The sequence below is a fragment of the Agathobaculum ammoniilyticum genome, from assembly GCF_025567315.1.
Lineage (GTDB): Bacteria > Bacillota > Clostridia > Oscillospirales > Butyricicoccaceae > Agathobaculum > Agathobaculum ammoniilyticum.
The window spans coordinates 1-21,333 of record NZ_JAOQJE010000023.1; the positions used below are offsets into that span (position 1 = coordinate 1).

Annotated in this window: 22 protein-coding genes and 2 tRNA genes; 13 read left to right on the forward strand and 11 right to left on the reverse strand. The window is 55.1% G+C overall.

The genetic code is table 11. The features are described from left to right. Positions 1-138: 138 nt before the first annotated feature. The 5 genes from OCV66_RS14780 to OCV66_RS14800 all read right to left on the reverse strand — a co-directional run bounded on the left by OCV66_RS14780 (position 139) and on the right by OCV66_RS14800 (position 5,237). Complete coding sequence (locus tag OCV66_RS14780; protein WP_054328342.1) at positions 139-363, reverse strand: helix-turn-helix domain-containing protein; 225 nt, start codon at positions 361-363, stop codon at positions 139-141. A 281-nt stretch (positions 364-644) separates the two neighbouring features. Next, a complete protein-coding gene (locus tag OCV66_RS14785; protein WP_054328341.1) occupies positions 645-3,134 on the reverse strand; it encodes an ATP-dependent Clp protease ATP-binding subunit in 2,490 nt (829 codons plus the stop codon). Between the two features lie 51 nt (positions 3,135-3,185). Then, positions 3,186-4,187: an ATP--guanido phosphotransferase gene (locus tag OCV66_RS14790; protein WP_107631106.1), complete on the reverse strand. Its 1,002-nt coding sequence runs from the start codon at positions 4,185-4,187 to the stop codon at positions 3,186-3,188. Continuing rightward, entirely contained in the window at positions 4,184-4,729 is a 546-nt protein-coding gene (locus OCV66_RS14795) for a UvrB/UvrC motif-containing protein (protein WP_054328338.1), read from the reverse strand. The genes OCV66_RS14790 and OCV66_RS14795 overlap by 4 nt, the downstream gene beginning before the upstream one ends. 52 nt (positions 4,730-4,781) lie before the next feature. Further along, positions 4,782-5,237, reverse strand: coding sequence for a CtsR family transcriptional regulator (locus OCV66_RS14800; protein WP_054328337.1), 456 nt, complete (start codon positions 5,235-5,237; stop codon positions 4,782-4,784). A gap of 311 nt (positions 5,238-5,548) precedes the next feature. Between OCV66_RS14800 and OCV66_RS14805 the strand changes: the two genes are divergently transcribed. The 8 genes from OCV66_RS14805 (at position 5,549) to OCV66_RS14840 (ending at position 11,019) form a co-directional block, all read left to right on the forward strand. Beyond that, positions 5,549-5,719 carry a DUF362 domain-containing protein gene (locus OCV66_RS14805; RefSeq protein WP_054328336.1) on the forward strand — a complete coding sequence of 57 codons (171 nt, stop codon included), beginning with the start codon at positions 5,549-5,551 and terminating at the stop codon, positions 5,717-5,719. A gap of 319 nt (positions 5,720-6,038) precedes the next feature. Next, positions 6,039-7,307, forward strand: coding sequence for an ArsB/NhaD family transporter (locus OCV66_RS14810; protein WP_054328335.1), 1,269 nt, complete (start codon positions 6,039-6,041; stop codon positions 7,305-7,307). Between the two features lie 33 nt (positions 7,308-7,340). After that, positions 7,341-7,805, forward strand: a complete 465-nt coding sequence (locus OCV66_RS14815) for a hypothetical protein (RefSeq protein WP_054328334.1) — start codon at positions 7,341-7,343, stop codon at positions 7,803-7,805. Between the two features lie 142 nt (positions 7,806-7,947). Continuing rightward, complete coding sequence (locus tag OCV66_RS14820; protein WP_054328333.1) at positions 7,948-9,174, forward strand: cation:proton antiporter; 1,227 nt, start codon at positions 7,948-7,950, stop codon at positions 9,172-9,174. A gap of 330 nt (positions 9,175-9,504) precedes the next feature. Then, entirely contained in the window at positions 9,505-10,347 is an 843-nt protein-coding gene (locus OCV66_RS14825) for a hypothetical protein (protein WP_147574602.1), read from the forward strand. After that, positions 10,348-10,701, forward strand: a complete 354-nt coding sequence (locus OCV66_RS14830; protein ID WP_054328331.1) for an arsenate reductase family protein — start codon at positions 10,348-10,350, stop codon at positions 10,699-10,701. It begins immediately after the preceding gene. A gap of 105 nt (positions 10,702-10,806) precedes the next feature. Beyond that, positions 10,807-10,895: transfer RNA gene (locus OCV66_RS14835), tRNA-Ser, on the forward strand. 33 nt (positions 10,896-10,928) lie between these two features. Then, positions 10,929-11,019, forward strand: a tRNA-Ser gene (locus OCV66_RS14840). Positions 11,020-11,162: 143 nt separating this feature from the next. Here the strand turns inward: OCV66_RS14840 and OCV66_RS14845 are convergent. From OCV66_RS14845 to OCV66_RS14870, 6 genes are all read right to left on the reverse strand, one after another. Beyond that, positions 11,163-12,347, reverse strand: coding sequence for a tyrosine-type recombinase/integrase (locus OCV66_RS14845; protein WP_054328330.1), 1,185 nt, complete (start codon positions 12,345-12,347; stop codon positions 11,163-11,165). Positions 12,348-12,491: 144 nt separating this feature from the next. Continuing rightward, a complete protein-coding gene (locus OCV66_RS14850; protein WP_054328329.1) occupies positions 12,492-12,722 on the reverse strand; it encodes a helix-turn-helix domain-containing protein in 231 nt (76 codons plus the stop codon). 702 nt (positions 12,723-13,424) lie between these two features. Continuing rightward, complete coding sequence (locus tag OCV66_RS14855) at positions 13,425-13,772, reverse strand: hypothetical protein (RefSeq protein ID WP_054328328.1); 348 nt, start codon at positions 13,770-13,772, stop codon at positions 13,425-13,427. After that, a complete protein-coding gene (locus OCV66_RS14860) occupies positions 13,769-14,032 on the reverse strand; it encodes a hypothetical protein (protein WP_147574603.1) in 264 nt (87 codons plus the stop codon). Before OCV66_RS14860 ends, OCV66_RS14855 begins: the two co-directional genes overlap by 4 nt. Continuing rightward, entirely contained in the window at positions 14,029-14,367 is a 339-nt protein-coding gene (locus tag OCV66_RS14865) for a hypothetical protein (protein WP_054328326.1), read from the reverse strand. Before OCV66_RS14865 ends, OCV66_RS14860 begins: the two co-directional genes overlap by 4 nt. 284 nt (positions 14,368-14,651) lie before the next feature. Further along, a complete protein-coding gene (locus OCV66_RS14870) occupies positions 14,652-15,563 on the reverse strand; it encodes an AraC family transcriptional regulator (protein WP_147574605.1) in 912 nt (303 codons plus the stop codon). A gap of 395 nt (positions 15,564-15,958) precedes the next feature. Between OCV66_RS14870 and OCV66_RS14875 the strand changes: the two genes are divergently transcribed. From OCV66_RS14875 to OCV66_RS14895, 5 genes are all read left to right on the forward strand, one after another. Next, on the forward strand, positions 15,959-17,392 hold the full coding sequence (locus OCV66_RS14875) for an MFS transporter (protein ID WP_147574606.1): 1,434 nt from the start codon (positions 15,959-15,961) through the stop codon (positions 17,390-17,392). 34 nt (positions 17,393-17,426) lie between these two features. Next, the gene (locus OCV66_RS14880) at positions 17,427-18,491 is read left to right on the forward strand and encodes a zinc-dependent alcohol dehydrogenase (protein ID WP_054328323.1); all 1,065 of its coding nucleotides are present in this window, start codon (positions 17,427-17,429) and stop codon (positions 18,489-18,491) included. Positions 18,492-18,515: 24 nt separating this feature from the next. Then, complete coding sequence (locus tag OCV66_RS14885) at positions 18,516-19,376, forward strand: transketolase (protein WP_054328322.1); 861 nt, start codon at positions 18,516-18,518, stop codon at positions 19,374-19,376. A 6-nt stretch (positions 19,377-19,382) separates the two neighbouring features. Beyond that, a complete protein-coding gene (locus tag OCV66_RS14890) occupies positions 19,383-20,357 on the forward strand; it encodes a transketolase family protein (protein WP_054328321.1) in 975 nt (324 codons plus the stop codon). 89 nt (positions 20,358-20,446) lie between these two features. Then, complete coding sequence (locus OCV66_RS14895) at positions 20,447-21,232, forward strand: SDR family oxidoreductase (RefSeq protein WP_054328320.1); 786 nt, start codon at positions 20,447-20,449, stop codon at positions 21,230-21,232. Positions 21,233-21,333 lie beyond the last annotated feature (101 nt).

A 21,333-nucleotide genomic window follows, 5' to 3' on the forward strand; every position in this document is an offset into this window, starting at 1 on the left:
CCGACTACGGCATCTGCGGCGACCTGTTCAAGGTCGTTCCCATGATGATCGACGCTATCAAGGCTGCTAAAGCTGCTAAGTAAAAAACAGAGCTTAAGCGAAAGCCCCTGTCCAATGGACAGGGGCTTTTTTTACTACTTATTTATGATTTTTGGGGTAGGGCGCACGCACATCGGTTTCTCCGAGCAGATAGTCCACGCTGGTATGATAAAAATTCGCCAGCTTAATGAGAACGTCGGTGGGGATATCGCGTTTCCCCATCTCATAGTTGGAGTAGCAAACCTGTGTGCAGTTTAATATTTGTGCAATGTCCCTTTGCAGCAGGTCGGCATCCTCGCGTAAATTTCTGATTCGTGCGTACATAGTTGCTCCTCTTTTAGAAGAAATGGCTATATTCAAGTGTACGCAAAACGAATTGTTATATTGATTTATAAAACAAAATGTTATATAATAAGCAAGGAACAAAGGGGGAGTCGTTTAATGGGGAGCGTATCGGTTATTCTCAGCCTGCTTGTGTTTGGGGTGTTAAACATCGTGCTTATTTTGGTGGAAAAACGCTGATGAGACAGCAATAGCGGTTCGCAGGGCAGTTTTTACGCAAAAAAATCCCGATCCATATTGGATCGGGATTTTTTAGTCAGGGGTTATTCGTCCTTTGCGCTTTCGCTGGGATTTGATTCGGCAGGAGCCTGCTGCGCCAGCGTCAGCCTGTCATCCGCGACGTCCAGCGTTACATGGTCGCCCGCCTTGATGCGGCCCTCAAGGGACTGCTCGGCAACGAGATCCTCCACCTCGTTTGTGACCGCGCGGCGCAGCGGCCGCGCGCCATATATCGGATCGAAGCCGGCCTTGGCAAGATGCTTTTTCGCGGCGTCGGTCCAGTCCATGACGATCTGCATATCCTGCATGCGTTCGGCGACCTGCCGCAGCATACCGTCCGCAATCTGAGCGATCTCCTCCTCGGTCAGGCGGTTGAACACGATGATGTCGTCGATACGGTTGAGGAATTCCGGCCGGACCGCGTTCTTCAGCTCACCGAGCACATCCTCCCTAATCTGTTCGAAGGTGCGTTCGGCATCGCTCGCGCCGTCCGCGGCAAAACCGAGCGACTTGCGGGTATGGCCTGTGATCTTCTGCGCGCCGATGTTCGACGTCATGATGATGATGGTATTCTTAAAGTCAATGTGCCGGCCCTGGCCGTCCGTCAATACGCCATCCTCCAGAATCTGTAGCAGAATATTGAACACATCCGGATGTGCCTTTTCGATCTCGTCGAACAGCACGACCGAGTACGGGTGGCGGCGCACCTTCTCCGAGAGCTGGCCGCCCTCGTCGTAGCCCACATAGCCCGGAGGCGAACCGATCATGCGGGAAACCGCATGCTTTTCCATATATTCGGACATATCAATGCGGATCATGGCGTTTTCGTCGCCGAACATGGCTTCGGCCAACGCCTTGGAAAGCTCGGTCTTGCCGACGCCGGTGGGGCCGAGGAACAGGAACGAGCCGATCGGGCGCTTGGGGTCACGCAGACCGACACGGCTGCGCCGGATGGCCTTTGCGACCGCGGTAACGGCCTCGTCCTGGCCGATCACGCGCTGGTGCAGCGTGTCCTCCAAGTGCAGCAGGCGTTGGCCCTCGTCCTCCGTAAGCTGGGCGACGGGGACACCTGTCCAGCCGGAGATCACAGCGGCGATATCATCCGCCGTGACCGCGCCGTGCGTTTTGGTCTGCTGTTCAGACCATTCCTTTTTGCGTGCTTCGAGCGCTTCGCGCTTTTGCTTTTCTTCATCACGCAGCTTGGCGGCGTTTTCGAAGTCCTGGCTCTTGACAGCCTCCTCCTTTTTCGCGGCGACGGCGGCGATTTCGTCCTCCAGCGCTTTCAGGTCGGGCGGCGCGGTCAACGTGGACAGGCGCACACGCGAGCATGCCTCATCGATCACGTCGATCGCCTTGTCCGGCAGATAGCGGCCGGTCACATAACGCACGGATAGCTTGACCGCGGCATCGATCGCCTCGTCCGGTATCTTGATGCGGTGGTGTGCTTCATACCGGTCGCGCAGGCCCTTGAGGATCTCGACCGCGTCCTCCGGCGTCGGCTCGTCGATCTGCACGGGCTGGAAGCGGCGCTCGAGCGCGGCGTCCTTTTCGATGTTTTTACGGTACTCATCCAGCGTGGTCGCGCCGATGACCTGCACCTCGCCCCGGGATAGTGCGGGCTTGAGGATGTTTGCCGCGTCCGCCGCGCCCTCGGCGGCGCCCGCGCCCATCAGCATGTGCATCTCATCGACAAACAGGATGGTGTCTTTCTTGGCGGTCAGCTCCTCGATAACCTTTTTGATGCGCTCCTCGAACTCGCCGCGGTACTTGGTGCCAGCGATCATGCCGGTCAGGTCGAGCGAGATCACGCGCTTGTTTTTGAGCGTTTCCGGCACGTCGCCCGCCACAATCTTCTGCGCGAGGCCCTCGACAACGGCGGTCTTGCCAACGCCCGGATCGCCAATCAACGCCGGATTATTTTTGGTGCGGCGGGACAGGATCTGGATCACGCGCTGGATTTCCTTGGCGCGGCCGATGACCGGATCGAGCTTGCCCTCCCTGGCGGCGGCAGTCAGGTCGCGGCCGAACTGGGTAAGAGCGTCCTTATCCGAAGCGCCGCCAGTCGCGCCTGCTTCCGCAAAGCCGCCCTGCTGTGCGCCGCCGAGCGTTTCGCTCAGCTTTTCTGCCAGCGTCTGCGGCGTGACCTTGAGGTTGGCCAGCGCGGTCAACGCCACGTTCTGCCCTTCGCGCAGGATGCCGAGCAGCAGGTGTTCGGTGCCGACGTAATTGGTCCCCATCTGGCCCGCAGACTGCAGCGACAGCTCGATGATGCGCTTGGTGCGCGGGGTCATGCCCTGCGGCGCGGCGCTGTCGGGTGCGCCGCGGCCGGACAGGTCCTCGATCTGCTTCACCAGTGCATCCTCGGTCACGCCCGCCGCGGCAAGCGCTTTGGCGGCAGGGCCGCCGCCCTCACGCAGCAGGCCGAGCAGCAGATGCTCCGAGCCGATATAACTGTGGCCGAAAGAGCCGGCGGCTTCCTGCGCCAGCGTCAGGGCTTTCTGGGCACGTTCGGTGAAACGGTTTTGATAAAACATAAGTCAACACTCCTTTCAGGGGGTGGGAAATGGAAAGTGAATAAGGAAAGCTCACGCGAAGCGCAGACTTTGCGCGGTCTCGCGCAGCAGGGCGGCGCGCTTCTGGTCGCGCTCCTGCGGCGCGCCGGTCAGCATGGCCGGCCGGATGCGCTGTTCCAGCCCGTAAAGTACCTGCGGCTCCACGCCGGACAGCAGACCCATCTGCAGGCCGACCAGTACGTCCGAAATACATTGGATGGCTTCGCCTGTATCGATCAGGTAAGCCGAACGCAGCGTGCCGGCGGCGCGGCAGACGCGGTCCCGCAGCGCGGCTTCGTTCTGGCTGCGCACCTGTTCGCGCGCCTTCTTTTCCGCGTCGATGATCGCGGTCGCGGTCTCAACCAGTTTATCGGTCAGCTCGGCTGCGGAAGCGCCCAGCGTGATCTGGTTGGAAATCTGATAAAAACCGCCGACCGCTTGGGAGCCTTCGCCGTAGGCACCGCGTATCGCGCATCCGCGGCTGCCGGCATAGCCGGCCAACTGGTTGATGCCGCCGGTGGCGGTCAGCATGGGCAGATGCAGCATGATAGAGGCGCGCAGGCCGGTGCCGACATTGGTCGGGCAGGCGGTCAGGTAGCCCAGCCGCTCGTCATAGGCGAATGGCAGGGTGGCTTCGATCAGCGCCGCGATGCGGTTGGCGGTTTCCAGGCACTCCTTGGGACACAGGCCCGTGCCGATGACCTGCAAGCGGAGATGGTCTTCCTCCCCGACCATGATGGACACGCCGCCATCACGGGAGACGATCAGCCATCCGCCGTTTCGCGCCAGCTCGGGGGAGATCAGATGCTCCTCGACGAGCTGGGACGCTTCGGTCGAGCGGGGAATGATCTGCTTTTTTTCGAATTCCGGCCCAATGGTAGGGTTGCCGCGCAGCGCGGAAAACACCTTGTCCGCGATCTCGCTGTGCTGCGCCGGCGTCAGCCGGAACGGGTACCCCTTGAGGTTGCGCGCCAGCCTGACACGGCTGGAGGCGGCCAAACCGGTGAAGCCGCCGTGTAATGAAAACAGGCTCATTTCTGCTCGCCCTCCATTCTGCGGATCTCGTCGCGCAGGCGCGCGGCCTGCTCATAATCCTCGCTTTCCACCGCCGCCTTGAGCTGCGCGCGCAGGGCTTCGACCGGATCGGCCTGCGGCTGCTCCGGTGCGGCCGGCGCCGTGCCAATGTGGCGGTCCGCGCCGTGGAGCTTGCGCACATACGGGTTCAGGATATCCGCGAACGTGCTGTAGCAATCCGGACAGCCCACACGGCCGGTCTGCCGCAGCTCGCTTTCGGTCATGCCGCAGGTCGGGCATTTGCGCTCGGTGCCGAGCAGGGTGGAGGTGGGTGCCGCCGTGCCGAGCATATCGTTCCACAGGCTGCCGAAGCCGCCGCCAAGGAACGAATGGAACGGATCGCTCCAGAAATGGTTCATGGACTGGAACGCGTTTTCAAACGTGCCGCCAAGGTTTTCTTTCTGCGCGCATTCCGGACACAGGTGCATCTCGCGCGTGACGCCGTTGATAGTTTCCTTATAATACATGGTCGCTTCATTCTTGCCGCATTTTTCGCATTTCATAAGTCGTTTCTCCTTTCAAAGAGGATGGTGTATCGTGAAATTTTTACAGGATTTAGATGGTTGCAACGCCCATTACGGCGCATCGGAAGATTGCGGCGCGCAACCGGTCGCGGTCGGATTTTTCGACCTCCGCCAGCGCGCCGTCCGAACAGGCAGAGAGCAGAAGCTGTCCCTCGCGCTGGGTGAGCAGCTCAGCGGAAACCAGCGCCCGTGTCAGGCGGGCCGCGTCATTCTGCGTCAGCCGTCCGCCGATGCCGCGCGCGGCTTCCAGCAGCGTGCGCTGCTTATCGTCCAGCAGACGGACGATGCGGATATAGCCGCCGCCGCCGCGCTGGCTTTCGACCAAGTAGCCGTGTTCCGGCGTGAAGCGCGTTTCGATCACATAATTAATCTGGCTGGGAACACAGGAAAACCGGTCCGCCAGGCTTTTGCGCTGCACCTCCGCCACGCCGCCGCCCTCTGATAGCATCTCTCCGATAAAGTCGGCGATGATATCTGACATTTTCATGGTGGTCACTCCTTAAGCCAGGGATTTTCGTTTGACCTTTCCTGACCTTTGATTTTATTATAGAAGATGACTGATGAAAAAGCAAGGATTTTTTCTGACTAAATTTGACCTTTGTAGAGAAACAGAATAGGAAAACAGAGGGTTTTCTCAGGATTTCTCGTTAAAACAAATTTTTTCTAACTTTTTTGGATAATCACACCTATTTTATATATGTGTGAAAAGTTACCGATAACTAACCGTCTGTTTTTGTTGATTTTTTCTTATCTTGTGTTACAATAAGTGTGTAAAATACTTTTGGAGGTGCAATACCAATGGCATATGTTATCAGTGGCGCATGCATTAGCTGTGGCTCTTGCGCGGGCGAGTGTCCGGTAGGCGCTATTGCTGAAGGCGACGGCAAGTACGAGATCAACGCGGACGCTTGCATCGATTGCGGTTCCTGCGCAGGTTCCTGCCCGGTAGGCGCGATTTCGCAGGGCTAAGTTTTTTTAACTTACTTAAAAGCGAAAGTAAGACCCCGCTCCATTCGGAGCGGGGTCTTTTTTTGCCTGCGGTGAGGGGGTACGCCGCGCCTCGGAAAGCGTGTGCGCATCACCGGACAAAAGGGCGATGTGTTAAAAAAACGTAAAGAAAGGGGGGATGCTTTGTCACTAAATGACCAAACTTTCACACGAATTCCGAGTAATTCAGGAGAAAATACACATTGCAAAATGGAGAAAAACGGCGCTATAATATGTCGTAATAAAAATTGAGAGCTGTGCGCTGGGAAAGACAACCGACGCATAAGAAGGGGGTAAGAAAATGGACACTATGCAGATCCTTTCTGTCGTTGTTTTTTTGGCGGTCATGGCTGCGATCGTGACGGAAAAAATCCACCGCACGGTGGCGGCGGTGGCGGGCGGCGTCCTGCTTGTGTGCCTACATGTACTTACGGTGGATGACGCGGTCGGCTATATCGATTTTAACACCATCGGCGTGCTGATCGGCATGATGTTGTTCGTGGCGGTGGTGCGAAACTCCGGCCTATTTGAATATGTGGCAATTAAATCGGCAAAGCTCGCAAAAGGCAACCCTTGGCGGATTATGCTGCTGTTTGCAGTACTGACGGCCGTGCTGTCCGCGTTTCTGGATAACGTGACGACCGTGCTGCTGGTCGGCCCGATGACAATTTCGATCGCGGGTATCCTGGGGCTGAATCCGGTGCCGTTCCTGCTGACGCAGATATTGGCATCCAATATCGGCGGTACGGCGACCCTGATCGGCGACCCGCCGAATATTATGATCGGCTCGCAGGCAGGGCTGAGCTTTGTGGATTTTATTATGAATACCGGTGTGGCGGTGTTCTTTATCATGGCGGCGGTCTGTGTTTGTTTCTATTTTATGTACGGGCGCCGTATGGTGGTGGAAGCCGATAAGATGGCGGCGGTCATGCGCCTGGACGAAAACAAGTCGATCAAGGATCGACCGCTGATGATAAAAAGTATTGTGATGATTATTCTGGTGGTGCTGGGCTTTGTTTTCCATTCCACCTTGGGCGTGGACTCTTGCATTATCGCTCTGGCAAGTGCTACAATAATGTTACTGATTGGTGGTCAGGAGACTGAGGAAATTGTACTGGGCGTGGAATGGTCCACGATCCTGTTCTTCACAGGGCTGTTCGTTGTCGTCGGCGGCATGGTTCAGACCGGTGTGATCACGGCGCTCGGCAACGCTTTGGTCACGGTGACTGACGGCAACGCTATGCTGCTGATGATCCTGATCCTATGGGGGTCGGCATTGTTTTCGTCGTTTCTGGACAATATTCCATTTGTCGCGACGATGATCCCCCTGATCCTCTCCATGCAGGCGGAAGGAATGGACGTAACGGCGCTCTGGTGGGCGCTGTCACTGGGCGCTTGCCTCGGCGGCAACGGCACGCTGATTGGCGCGTCGGCAAATGTTGTCCTTTCGGGCATTTCGGCAAAGCATGGCCACCCGATTACGTTTGCAAGCTACCTGAAGGTGGGCTTTCCGATAATGCTGCTGTCGGTCGTTATTTCAACCGTATTCCTGCTTGTTCGTTTTCATTGATAGATAAAACAGATCGAGAAAGAGGGAGATCATATGATTACAAGCAGCTTTTCCGGCGATATTATCAATGCCAGCCTGCGTCAGCTCGGCGCATCCTCCATCAAGGAGATCAGGAACGGGATACTATATATTGCTAAATTTGAGCTTTCGGAGGATCTGTGCGTCACCTATGTGTTTGACGTGACCAAGCGCGACCGCTATTTTCTACAGCGCGTGACGCCCTACCCGATCTCGCATGGCGATTTTACCAGCGCGCAGGAGGTTGTGGAGTTCATCCGGAAAGATATCCGGAAGTTCCGCAATGCCCAGAATTCTCATAACTTCCCGAAGTTTCTCGATACGACTAATGCGATGGTCCTGTTTTCCCATGCGGTAGAGCTGCTCTTTCTGGAGCGCAATGTTACGCCGGAGGATCTGGACAGTATTTATCAGACGATCCAGAGCGGCCTGCATAAGATCAAGGACATCCATGATCGCGCGCCCAAGATTGAAGAATGAACAAAAGAGCTTCTGCACAAAAATGCAGAAGCTCTTTTGTTGATCTTTTTGTCTTTTTTTTGACAGGTAGGCTGGATGAAACTGAAAAAAACGCTATAATGATAGATAGATGTTTTTTTAAGACTGAGAGGGGTGGAGACTCGTGTCCTATGATTTCCTCCTGACCATTGCGATTATCCTGCTATTTACAAAGATTTTCGGCCTGACGTCAGAGCGTGTCCATATGCCGCAGGTGGTGGGCGCACTGGTCGCGGGCGTGATTCTGGGACCAAGCTGCTTGGGACTGGTGGGGGAGAATGATTTTCTGATCAAAACCGCGGAAATTGGGGTGATCCTCCTGATGTTCAGCGCTGGTTTGGACACCGAGCTGGATGAGCTGAAATCCACGGGCTTGGCATCCTTTGTAATTGCGCTGATTGGTGTGATTGTGCCGTTTATCGGCGGCGTCGCCTGTTATCTGCTGCTGGAAAATGATCCGGCGGATACCCAGAATATGATAAAAGCGGCGTTCACCGGCGTCGTGCTGACAGCGACCTCTGTTTCTATCACGGTAGAGACGCTGCGGGAGCTCGGCAAGCTCAAAAGCAAGGTGGGTACGGCCATTTTGGGCGCGGCGGTGCTTGATGACATCCTCGGCATCATCGTGCTGACCGTGTTGACGGGCTTTACCGATCCGACCGTCCAGCCGATGATGGTATTTGTGCGGATCGCGGCGTTTTTCGTGTTCCTCTGCCTGATCGGTATTGTCATGCACAAGGCGTTCATCAAAATGGATAAGCTGTGGGGGCATCACCGCCGACTGGCTATTTATGCGCTGGTGTTCTGCTTCCTGCTCAGCTTTGTAGCAGAGCGCTTTTTCGGCATCGCGGATATCACAGGCGCATATTTCGCGGGATTGATTCTGTGCAATATCAGTAATACGCGCGCATACGCGGCCAGTAAGCTGAATGTGCTGAGCTATATGATGTTCTCGCCGCTGTTTTTCGCCTCCATCGGCATCAAGACCGAGCTGGGCGGGCTGACCGGACGGCTGGTGGTATTCGCGGTCGTCCTGACGCTGGTCGCGATTCTGAGCAAGGTCATTGGCTGCGGGCTGGGGGCGCGGATGATGGGCTTTCAAACCTATGACGCGATTTCAATTGGACTGGGTATGGTGTCACGCGGCGAGGTCGCGTTGATCGTGGCGCAGAAGGGCGCGCAGGCGGGCCTGATCGACGCAAACATGTTCCCGCCGATTGTTCTGGTCGTTATTGTAACCACGCTGATCACACCGATTCTGCTCAAGATCGGCATGCGGCGGCAGACGCCGGCGAATACCGAGCTTTCGGGCAAGGAGGCGGAAATGTTGCCTAATACAGAACGCTACTGACCGGATACGGAAACCAGACGGGCCTGTTCGTCTTTGTGGGTCCGTCTGTCATTTTTCCGTCCCTGTTCGTTTAAGTACCACTGCGATGGGGTGCCGACAGGTTGGCTCGCTGCATATTGCAAGCGCAGGGCTGACCGCGACAGACTTAGGCCGGAAAACAGAAGTTGAAAGGGAGGAGATGCTGGAGATTTTTAGATATGTAGAGCGTAAAGACATTTCGTTGAGTTTGAGCCTTGTTCTAAAAGGGAGTTTTTTCAGCTTTCCTTGCTGACGCCGCCGTATTGTGGTATACTTATTGCGTATATTAAAGTTCAAACTGGAGGGAATGAAATGAAGCGATCCAAATTTCTGCCCGTTTTTGCGGTGGTGTTGTGCGTACCCGGCGTTGTGGCGCGCGCGCTCCATTTTTTGAACGGTTTTGATAGCAGGAACGGCCTGCCGGTGACCGGCAACGCATGGGTCTGGTACTGCGCTGTTTTTTTCCTGCTGTGCGCGGCCGCTTATGCGGCCATGGCGGCGCCGCTTCGTGCGGAGCGGAAAACGCCGTTTGAGCAGCTGCTGGGTACGCAGGGCGTGGGTTTCCGGATGATGGCGGTCATCTCCGGCCTGCTGCTGGTTTTGGGCGGCGTGGGATACCTTTATCTCACGATGACTACGGTGGAGGAGGACGCGGCCGGATGGGCGCAGGCATTGGAGCTTGCCTACGCGGGCATAACCGTGCTCGCCGGCCTCTGCAGCATTGGCCTGGCGAAAGCGCAGGGCGTGGAAATGACATCCCATTCCGCATTGCTGACGCTGGTTCCCCTGTTGTGGAGCTGCCTACATTTGCTCGTCAATTACCGCATGACCTGCGTGGACCCCAAGCTCCCGTCGTTCGGCTTTGGACTGGTAGGCGATATCCTGCTGGTTCTGGCGTTTTACCATTTGGCGCGGCTGCTGTACGGAAAACCGCGTCCGGCCATGCTGGCGTTCTTTGGCGCGATTGCGGTCACGATGGCGGTATCGGATGCGGCGGGCTATGGCCTGTCTTGGCTAATGGGGGTGCATGGCGTGGCATGGCCCGCAAAAATGGTACTGCGCAGCGGCCTGTCTGTGGCAGCGGCGCTGCTGCTGCTGGCGGAACTTTCTGTATTGACCGCTGGACATCAGGAAATGGAAAAGGAGGTAGCCTGAATGCTGTTTGTATGTTATCCGAAATGCACCACCTGCCAGAAAGCGCAGAAGTGGCTGGAGGAAAAGGGGGTGGAATATCAGTTCCGTGATATCAAGCAGGAAAAGCCGACCGAGCAGGAACTACGCCAGTGGCACGCGATGAGCGGGTTGCCGCTCAAGCGCTTTTTCAATACAAGCGGTCTGCAGTATAAGGCGTTGGGTCTGAAAGACAAGCTGCCGTCCATGAGCGAGGACGAGCAGTTCGCCCTGCTGGCGACCGATGGCATGCTGGTCAAGCGGCCGCTGTTGGTCGGGGCAGATTTTGCCCTGCCCGGCTTCAAGCCCGCAGAATGGCAGGAACGGCTGGAAGGCTGACGGATTTTTGGCAGAAGCGTGGGAAAGCTGCGCTTCTGCCGAGAAAAGCATTGACATTTACCGATGGATGTAGTATAATCAATCATGCTTATCGGGCAAAGCTACGGAGCGGTATCGAAGTGGTCATAACGAGGCGGTCTTGAAAACCGTTTGTCCGAAAGGGCGCGTGGGTTCGAATCCCACCCGCTCCGCCAAATACCTGATGGCGGAAGCTACAAACTTGACATGGAGACGTACCCAAGCTGGTGAAGGGGCTCCCCTGCTAAGGGAGTAGGTCGGGAAACCGGCGCGAGAGTTCAAATCTCTCCGTCTCCGCCAAAATTTCGCACTTTTCTGAGGAGGAAAAGTGCGATTTTTCTTTTGTGTGGGAATATTAGAACTTTTTCGGTGTTTTCAAGAATCTATACTGCAATCTTGACTGCAATGGGGTCTGCAAAGCCAGACGCAGTGCGGGTTTGCGGCTATTTTGCCACCGGCAAACTGGCGATCAGTTCCTCCATTCTGGCGGCGCTGCTCTGCTGCATCTGGTTGCTGACATGGGCATAGGTCTTGAGCGTGAATGCCGGTGCGAAATGGCCCAAGTTGGTCTGCACGGTTTTGATGTCGTCGCCATTTTCAATCGAGATTGTAGCGAATGAATGACGAAGCGAATGGAAGGTATAGTTTTCCATACCGCAGGATTGCAATGCCTTTTTCATATGCTTATATACCGTCTGATGGTTGAGCGGACGGCCGAAGCCATTGGTGAACACCAGATCAAAGGCATTAGCCCACAGCTCACCAGCGAGCAGCCTTTGCGCCTGCTGCTTGCGGTGCTGCTTCCGCAGGAGGCGGATGGCGCTTGCGGCGAGTACAATGCACCGCTGTTTGTTTTCTTTTGGTGGGGTGAGATAGTAGTTGAACGAGCCGCGTTCATGCTTCTGCTGCAACTGCTGCCGAATGACGATGCTGTTTTTCCCCCACAGGATATCATCCCAGCGCAGGCCGAGGATTTCAGACTGTTGCATGCCGGAAAAGATATCAAGGAAAAAGATGTTGTAAAACTCGTCGTCCTCGACTGCTTTCAGGAAACGGGACAGTTCCGAGGAAGTGATTGCCTTTGCCCGGCTTTGCGTAACGCGAGGCAGGGTGCATTTGTCGGCGACGTTGCGGATAATGATCTCGTCACGCTGGGCGGCGGCTAACAGAGCGTGAAGCGTCCCGAATACGGTATGCACGGTTTTGGGCGCTAAGCCTTTGCCGTTCACGCCAAGCGACGCGGCGAACCGCTGCACTTCCCGATGCGTCAGGTCTGTCAGCTTCTTTTTACCCAGCGCGGGAAGAATATGAATCCGCAAGTTCTTTTCATACGTCCGCTGGGTAAACGGCGCGAGCGTGGAAACATGGCTCTGCATATATTCTTCCGCATATTCGGCAACCGTGAGCTTGTTCGGCTCCTGAAACGTGCCGTTGTCGATGCTTGAAGTCGCCGCGCGCAGCCTTTCCGCGACCTCCTGTTGTGTCTGTGTCCTGCCGTAGATCGTATGGCGGAGCAGTTTGCCGGTTTCAGGATCGGGCATAGAGGTATATTGCGCAATCCACCGTCCGTCGGGACGCTTATAAATTGTTCCGCTACCAGTTTCTCGTTTTTTCTTTTTGCGTGCCATTATAACTGTAGTCTCCTTTTCGACACATGCTGTTTCGGTTGATGTTATAGGAACAAAAGGTATTTAAGTCTATAACATGAAATATTCCTTGTTCTGCATAAAAGCAGGGCTGCCCATGTTCGGGCAGCTCAGTTTGCAGTGTGCCTATTTATTGTTTATTCGATCAGCAGCTACTGTCTGGGAGCAGGTAGGGTAGCCATGGGTTGTTTTGTCCTGCACGTCCAGCCGTTCGATCAGCTTGTCCCGCTTTACCAGTAGGCGTTTGCCGATGCGAAAGGACGGGAAATCCGCGCGGTGCATCAGGTTGTAAGCCGCGCTGCGGCTGACACCGAGCAGGATCGCAAGCTCGAGTGCGCTGTATGTACTCTTATCCATTTTAGAAAACCTCCTTTGTGTCGTCGAACCAGTAGGATTGAAATACTGGGCCGTCACCCGTGAGGAAACGGACGTGGGCGTCGCGCGGAATCCGGTCGCTCGCGTCCGTGTTGTACAGAATCTTCTACCGCAAATACAATGCAGTCCATCGGGAGCGTCTCACGGCGGTGATACTCATAGGTATTTGTACACCCTGCCTTCCCGAGCAGATCCTTGCGCTGTTTCAGCTTTTCAGATACACTGTCAAGTAGGCTATCAAAGCGTCGCGGTCGAGGATTAGCTTGCAGTTTGGGTGTTTGCGCCAGCTGCGGCCAAATCAACTTGAGGAGAACGGATTTGCCCGAACCGGTCCCGCCGCCCAGCAGCACATGCGGGATCAGGTTGAGGTCGAGCGAGACTGTCCCCAGCAGGCTTTCGCCGAGCACCAGCCGGCAGGCGGGAAATGCGTCACGCAGATAGACATCCTTCCACGGCAGCAGCTTGGGCAGGCCGCTTTTGGCAGGAACGGTAAACAGCCGGATGCGGCGCTAGCCGTCGCACTCCTGAATATATGCGACATGGACATTCAGCGCGGTTTCGATATCCGCGCTTTTCTGTTCCCATACGGATTTGGGGACGCCGCAGGCGAGAAATTCGAGAACCGTGATGTTGCTGTGTGCATCATCTGTTTCATCCTGACGGACAGCAACCAGCAGCGGTACTTCACCGGCGTGGTTGACCAGCCCAATGCAGGGTGTTCTGGATACTTTTCGCCTTGGAGGGCGTCCCAGCCCATATGATGAGTACTGCCAGCCCGCCAAACACAAGGATCGGGAAGCAGAGGCTGAACGCGATCCGGCTGATCGCATCGAACATATCCGGCCCGCTGTACGCAATGTCCCAAGGGCGGACGATGCTGAAGGTCAGTGCGGCCAGCAGATAGAGCACAAGCAGTTTGAGCCGGTGCTGGTCTGTCCAGATCTCCCTGAGGCCGTATCGGAACATCAGGAGCATGTAGTTCCGATACGTTTCTTTTTCCAGCAGACTGCGTTTATTGCTGTTCATCTTCAAAAATTCACCTCCATTCGGGTAATAGGCGGCTTTTCCTCCCGATACTCGGTAAAGCTCTGAATACGTCGCAGGAATGCTTTCCATGTGTCAGGGTGACAGAGCTGCACCGTCTCATATTGCCGGTTCAGCGGCAGGTTGGACGTGATGTACACCTTGGTAAAGCACGCGACCTTGTCGCTGTACCGCGCGGGTAGTATGGGAGGATAAACATCCAGCAAATTGAGCATTTCCTCGATTGGGCTGCGAGGTGGATTCCTCAAACGCGATCACAATCCTGCCCGTGATAATCGTCGAAAGAGACGCCTTTGCCGTTTTGGTAGTTGGTCACGCGGTAAATGTCGCGTGCGTCGTGCCTTTGGTAGATGCCACGGGTCTTACCCGTACCCGTCGCGCCGTAGATGTACTGCACTTCTACCACCCGGTTTTGTTCGGCGTATTTCTCGGAAAGAAACATCTGCCGCAGTGTATCAATATCTTTCACCCGGAACGCAAGCTTGGGGTTCTCACGGATGATTTGTGTGGTCGTCTTACCGGCTGCGATGTCTTCGAGCAGGGCGGACATTTCCGGGGCTTTTTCGTTTTGTGGCTCAGGCATATGCCCGTATTCTTCAAAGCTGCCCGCTACCGCAGTTTCTGCCTTATTTCTGATAAGGGCATGGATGCAACTTCCATTTAATTCCACTATTCCGCGCGTAAATAGGAAAATAAAATTTGTCGGGTTTGCATAGAAAAGGCCACGCACAATGTCATGTGCGTGGCCTTTTCTATGCTTGAGCCGCGTTACGCGTGATAGCAGCCGAAAAGCTATTGTTAATCCCGCGGTTTATGCAAGGCTCATAAGAATAAAACCGCTCCTTGTTGAGCAGGTCTGCTATACGGTTATGGCTTCGACTCCCTGCATTTTGCGCGGAACTCAGAAACAGTCATTCCTTCATGTTCTTTAAAAAGCTGGTACAGGGTTTTTGCTGAGGAAAAACCAACCAGTTCGGCAATGCGTTCTACCGGATAATTGGTGTCGAGCAGATAATTTTTTGCATAGTTGAGACGGTAAATATTCAGCGTACGCTTAAAACTTTGTCCAAAATACTCCTCAAAAACACGGTTGATATGGCGCGGCGAAACATAAAAGACATTCGCAATATCCTGCACGGTAATATTTTTATTGTAATTGGCGTGCATGTATTTTGTCATTTCAACTGCCATGTTGATATTGGACATATTAACCGCTGCCGGTTCCTCCTTGCCGGTGGAGACCATGTTGCGGAATATCTTTATCAGATATTCCTGATACAGCGCGTTGATCATTTGCCCTTTGCCGGGCAGGTCCCTACTGATTTCCTCATCAAGCCGCGCGAGCACTTTGTCTGATTTATACCGGTCCTTGCAGATGAAATATGTGTTTTCATCAAAATACTTGAGTGCTACGGAAAGGAAATCCATCTCGGATTGCGTGCTTTTGCTGCGGCTTTTCAACGAATTGACTGTTGGGGGCGTGAACACAAACACCACATACTGCTTGAGCAGCAGCGGTTCGTATTGTGTGTAATGGTATATTCCGGGCGGGATGACGGCAAACGAGCCGCCGACCAGAGTATGGGGGTGTCCATCGATCATCAAATGCTGCATACCGCTCAGACAGTAATAAATTTCATAGCATTCATGGACGTGCCGGAATTCCACACAGGTCTGGTCGAGCATGTCCGCATAGTTGACCACAAAGTCCAACGTGCCCATCGACATCCGAACCAGATTGGGATTATAAAACGGATAACGCTTCTGCTGATATTTCATATGCTGTCTCTTTCCTCAGATCCGCGGAGTACATACTTTTTATTATCTATCTTATCATATTTTCCCCTGTGAAAAAACAGGATTTATGCAAAGTAATGTTTCAAAAAAGACTGATATTTCTGAAATGATGTCCCTTTTTGACACAATGTTAAAACAATAACAGAAAATACGGTATTTTATGTGACTTATACACAATAGCAGCGAGACGCATCTGTCATATTCTATAAAATGCACATATCTAACAGACGAGTTTGTTGGTGGATATGTCTCTTTTCGGAATTGCCAATCCGGCCATTCTCTCGGTACAATATAGCCACAATCACACAGGGCAGAAGGAAGGAGGGCAGGGAGATACGGCGGTCTAAAAAAAGAAAAAGAGGAGGTAAACGTCTGCTATGAACAACAATCCCAAGGATCCTGCAAGCTGGGCAAAAACGTCCTCCCAGTTTGGCTATTACAAGTTGCCGAAAAAAGAAGTATGGGGTTATTCCTCGATTGATTTTGCGATGAATCTGGTGTTCCAGTGTATTGCGCTATACATCAGCTATTTTTACACTGATATCTTTGGGCTGCAGCCCGGCCATGTCGCCATTATTTTTGCGGTATCACGTATCTGGGACGCAATTAACGACCCGATGATGGGCACGATCTGCGAACGCCTCCAGCCGAAGAAGGGCAAGTACTGGGTATACATCCGTTGGGGCGCAGTTCCGTTCGGCCTGGCTGCTGTCCTGACGTATACTACCCCGAATCTGAGCTATGGCCTGAAGATCGTCTGGGCGCTGGTCACCTATAACCTGCTGAATATGCTGTACACCTTTATCATCCAGCCGTACATTTCCGCGGCGTCCCTGATGACAAACGACCAGAGCGAGCGCACCCGCCTGCAATCGACCCGCATGACGCTCGCGCAGGTCGGCGGCGTTGTATGCGCAATCATGCTGCCCGAGTTGTCCGGTTTCTTCTCGAAGTATATGACGCTGGCGCAGGGCTACATGGTTACCACGATCATCATGGCCATTATCATGGTCGTCATCCTGCTGTGGGGCTCGAGCCAGATCGTGGAACGCATCCCGCCCCAGCCGGTTGACCCGAACAACAAGGCCAACATCAAGGATGTCTTTTACCTTCTGTTCCGTGTTGGTCCGGTATTCGTCACCTTTATCCTGTTCCTGGGCGTTTACACCATGAGCCAAGTACAGTCCACAATGGGCGCGTACTACATCAATTATTACGCAAACCGCGGCGATATGCTTTCCTGGTTTTCCATGATCATGATGCTATTTTCAGTTATTGGCGTGCCGTGCGTACCGTTCCTGGTCAAGCGCCTGCATAAAAAGGGCACGGTTATGTTCGGCCTTGCGATTGCGGGCATCGGCTGCCTGATGCTGTACCTGATGCCGACCACCGCCATCACCGGCATGATGGTCTCCCGTGCGATCACCGGCTATGGCTACGGCATCCTGATGGGCATTTGCTGGTCGGTCATCACCGACCCGGTGGAATACGCCGACTGGAAAACCGGTAAGCGCTATACCGCGATTGTCATGACGCTGGTCGGCTTGGGCATCAAATTCTCCATGATCATCGGCGGCTCGTTGCCGACTGCGGTATTGGAAGCGACCGGCTATGTCGCAAACCAGGCGCAGAACGAAGCAACTCTGAGCGCAATCCGCATGATGACCACGCTCCTGCCGCTGGCAGCGGTTGTGGTAGCTATGCTGGTCTACGGCCTGTTCTATCACCTGAACGAAGAGAAAATCAGCCAGATCCAAAAGGAAATTGCCGGGCGCAACGAAACGCGCGAAGCGCAGAAGGCAGCAAAATAAACCGTATTGGAACACAGAGAGGAGATATTAAGCTATGAAAGTTGTATGCGCAACCCGAGTGGGCAACATGAAGGACCCGAACCCGGAAACCCGCGGCACAGTCGGCATCGTCGATATGCCCATCAAGGAGCTGAAGGACGACGAAGTGCTGATCAAGGTAGCCTATTGCGGCATTTGCGGCAGCGACCCGCATGTGGTGGACGGCTGCTTCAACAAACCCGAGGACGCACCGTTCGGCATCGGCCATGAGATGTCTGGCGTGATCGAAAAGCTGGGCAAGAATGCCACGGCGAAGGGTCTCAAGGTCGGCGACCGGGTTGGCGGTAACTTCCTCGGCTACTGCGGCAAGTGCTACCAGTGCTCGATCGGCCACCCGGAATACTGTACGGATGTCGGCAACGAGCCGTGCATGGCCGAATACGTTGTCTGGAACGAATCCCAGGTCTGCAAGCTGCCCGACGGCGTCAGCCTGCGGGAAGGCAGCCTAATGGAGCCGCTCTCCATCGCTGTGCGCGCCATGGACAAGGCGGGCATGCAGGTCGGCAAGCGCGTGCTGATCTCGGGCGGCGGCCCGATCGGCCAGCTGTGCGCACAGCTGGCGGCCAAATTCGGCGCGGCCGAGCTGACCCTGTCCGAGCCGGTTGAAAGCCGCTGCGAGCTGGCAAAAAAGATCGGCGTGGAGCATATCATCAACCCGATCACCGAAGATGTGTACGAGCGGGCCATGGAGATCACGAACGGCCTGGGCTACGACGTCATTATCGAGTGCTCGGCGGTGCCGAGCGCGGCGGAAACGGTGCTGAAATGTACGTCGAAATATGCAAACCTGCTGTATGTCGCCCAGTTCCCGACCGATTACGAACTGCCGCTCAACCTGTTTGAATACTCCTACATGCGCCAGGTCAACGTCACCGGCATGTACTGCGCGCACTTCAACTTCGAGCGCACCGCAGAATACCTCAAGTATGTCGACCTGTCCGCGTTTACATCAGACGAGCAGGTGTATGACATTGACGACGTGGAAGCGGCATTCGCCATGCATCTGACCAGTAAATACCCCAAGATCCTCATTCGCTGCAACAAATTTGAAGGCGAATAAGCCAAACGGAAAGGATGAGACAAAATGAGTGTTAAACTGCAAACCATCACGGAGCTGGAGGACAAGTGTGTAGACATCCGCTCCAATCTGCTCAACTTCATTTACCGCATCGGTATGGGACATCTGGGCGGCGAGCTGTCCATCGTGGAAATGACAGTCGCGCTGTACTACAAGTACCTGAACTACGACGTGATGGACCCGCACAAGGAGGGCCGCGACCGCTTCATCCTGTCCAAGGGCCATTGCTCGGAAACCCTGTATACGATCTTCTCCGATCAGGGCGCCTATACGCAGGACTACATGGTAGAGCACTTTGAAAGCTTGGATACCTACAAGTTCGGCATGCACTCCAACCGCAAGAAGTGCCCGCAGATCGAGGTTTCCGCTGGCTCGCTCGGCCATGGCCTGCCGATCGCGGTCGGCTATGCGCTCGGAGCGCGCTACCGCAAGGAAAACTACCGCGTTATCGTCATGATCGGCGACGGCGAGTTCGACGAAGGCACCAACTGGGAAGCGCTGATGTCGGGCGGCCATTACAAGCTCAACAACCTGGTGTGTATCCTGGATAAAAACCAGCTCCAGATGACCGGCAACACCCGCCAGATCATGAATATCGACCCGGTTGCCGACAAGGTGCGCGCGTTCGGCTGGAATGTCATTGAAATAGAGGACGGCAACGATATGGCGCAGGTGTGCGCAGCGCTCGACCAGCTGCCCCCGCTCGATTATTCCAAGGAAGCCAAGCCGACCTTTATTATCTCCAATACGATAAAGGGCAAGGGCGTTTCCTTCATGGAAGGCAACCACAAATGGCACGGCGGCGGTATTGGCGAGGAAGACCTCAAGATTGCGCTCGCAGACGTTGCAAAAATGAGAAAGGCGTGATGATTTATGGCAGCGAAAACAACGTACGATTTTGATATGATGCTCTCCAACGCCCGTGAAGCCTACGGCGAGGAGCTTTACAAGATGGCCTGCGAGGGTAAGGATTTCGTTTTCACCTATTCGGACAATGTCGCACCGTCCTCCTCGGCGGGCAAGCTGCTGAAGGAATTCCCCGAGCGCTGCTTTAACTTCGGTATCGCCGAGCCCGATCAGGTGGGCGCGTCCGCCGGCCTTGCACTCTCCGGCTGCACCGTGTTCTCCCAGGTGTTTGGTCCGTTCCTGCCGCTGCGCGCAGCCGACCAGATCCACACGGACATCGCCTACAACGACGTCAACGTCCGTTTGATCGGCACGCACTCGGGCGTGACCGCGGGCGGCGGCCCGACCCATAACGACATCGCGGACCTTGCGCTCTACCGCGCTATCCCGAACCTGACGGTCGTTGTGCCGGCGGACGCCAACCAGTGCTGCAAGTTCATCCGCCAGTCGATGGATTTTGTCGGCCCGATGATCATTCGCATCGACCGTGCAGGCTCGCCCAACGTCTACGCCGAGGATTATGAACTGACCATCGGCAAGGCGATCGAAACCATGGAGGGCACGGACGCTTATATCATCTCCTGCGGTTCCAACCTGTATGAATGCCTGATGGCGGCCAAAACGATGAAGGAAAAGCATGGCGCGAGCATCGGCATCCTGGATATGCACACCATCAAGCCGCTCGATACGGATGCGATCCTGCGCGTTGCGCAGAAGACCGGCAATATCGTCACCGTAGAGGACCACTCCATCAACGGCGGCTTGGGCGGCGCGGTAGCGGAAGTGCTGTGCGAATCGAGCTACAAGGGCAACTTCAAGCGCGTCGGCATGCCGGATGAGTTCGCTGTGCTCGGCTCGGTGGATGCGATTTACCACTACTACCATATGGATCGCGACGGTACAGTCGAGGCACTCGAACGCATGCTGCACCTTGCAAAATAAACCGAACCATGCACGCTGCGGGGCGCGCGATGCTGTGCGCGTCCCGCCTCCCTCATATCGTGCGGCCTGCCGCAGAAAGGAAAGTTAGTATGTCGAACCCATTGGATAAGTTCAATATGGATTGGTTCCGCTTGGACGGGAAAATCGCTATGGTCACCGGTGCAAACCAGGGCCTTGGGATGGCGTATGCGGTTGCATTCGCCAAGGCAGGGGCCAACCTGTTTATCCCTCACTTCACCGAGGATGTTTCCGAAATCAAGGCGCTGATTGAAAAGGAAGGCCGGCAGGTGCATTTCCTGCGCGGTGACCTGACCGACAAGGCATACCGCAAGGATTGCGTAGACGAATGCATGAAGCAGTACGGACGCATCGATATTCTGGTCAACAACGCGGGCGCGAGCGCTTTCCACGATTTCGACGATTACCCGGATAAATACTGGGAAATGTGCATCAACCTGGACTTCAATGCGGTCTATTACCTGTCCAAAGAGGTGGCGCACATCATGAAGGCGAAGGGCGGCGGCAAGATCATCAACATCGGTTCCGCGCTCAGCTATACCTCGGACGCTAAGTGCCCGCCCTATACCGCGGCTAAGCACGGTGTCATCGGCATTACCCGCAACTTTGCCAACGAGTTGGGGCGGTTCAACATCCAGACCAATGCGATCTGCCCCGGCTTCCTCGCTACCGAGGTCAACGCAGAGCTGCGTAAAGACCCTGCGTTTTACAATAAGATCACAAACCGCATTGCAGCCGGGCGCTGGGGCGAGCTGGACGACCTGATGGGTACCATGGTGTTCCTGGCCTCCCGTGCATCGGATTACTTGAACGGTGTGGACATCAATGTGGACGGCGGTTTCTTCACCGTGCTTTAACAGGATACAATAAAAATGCTTTGGGAAATCGGTTTTACGGAGCGATGCCGTAAAACCGGTTTTCCGCTATCCGCGCTGCTGGGCGGCGCGGCAAACCGGAT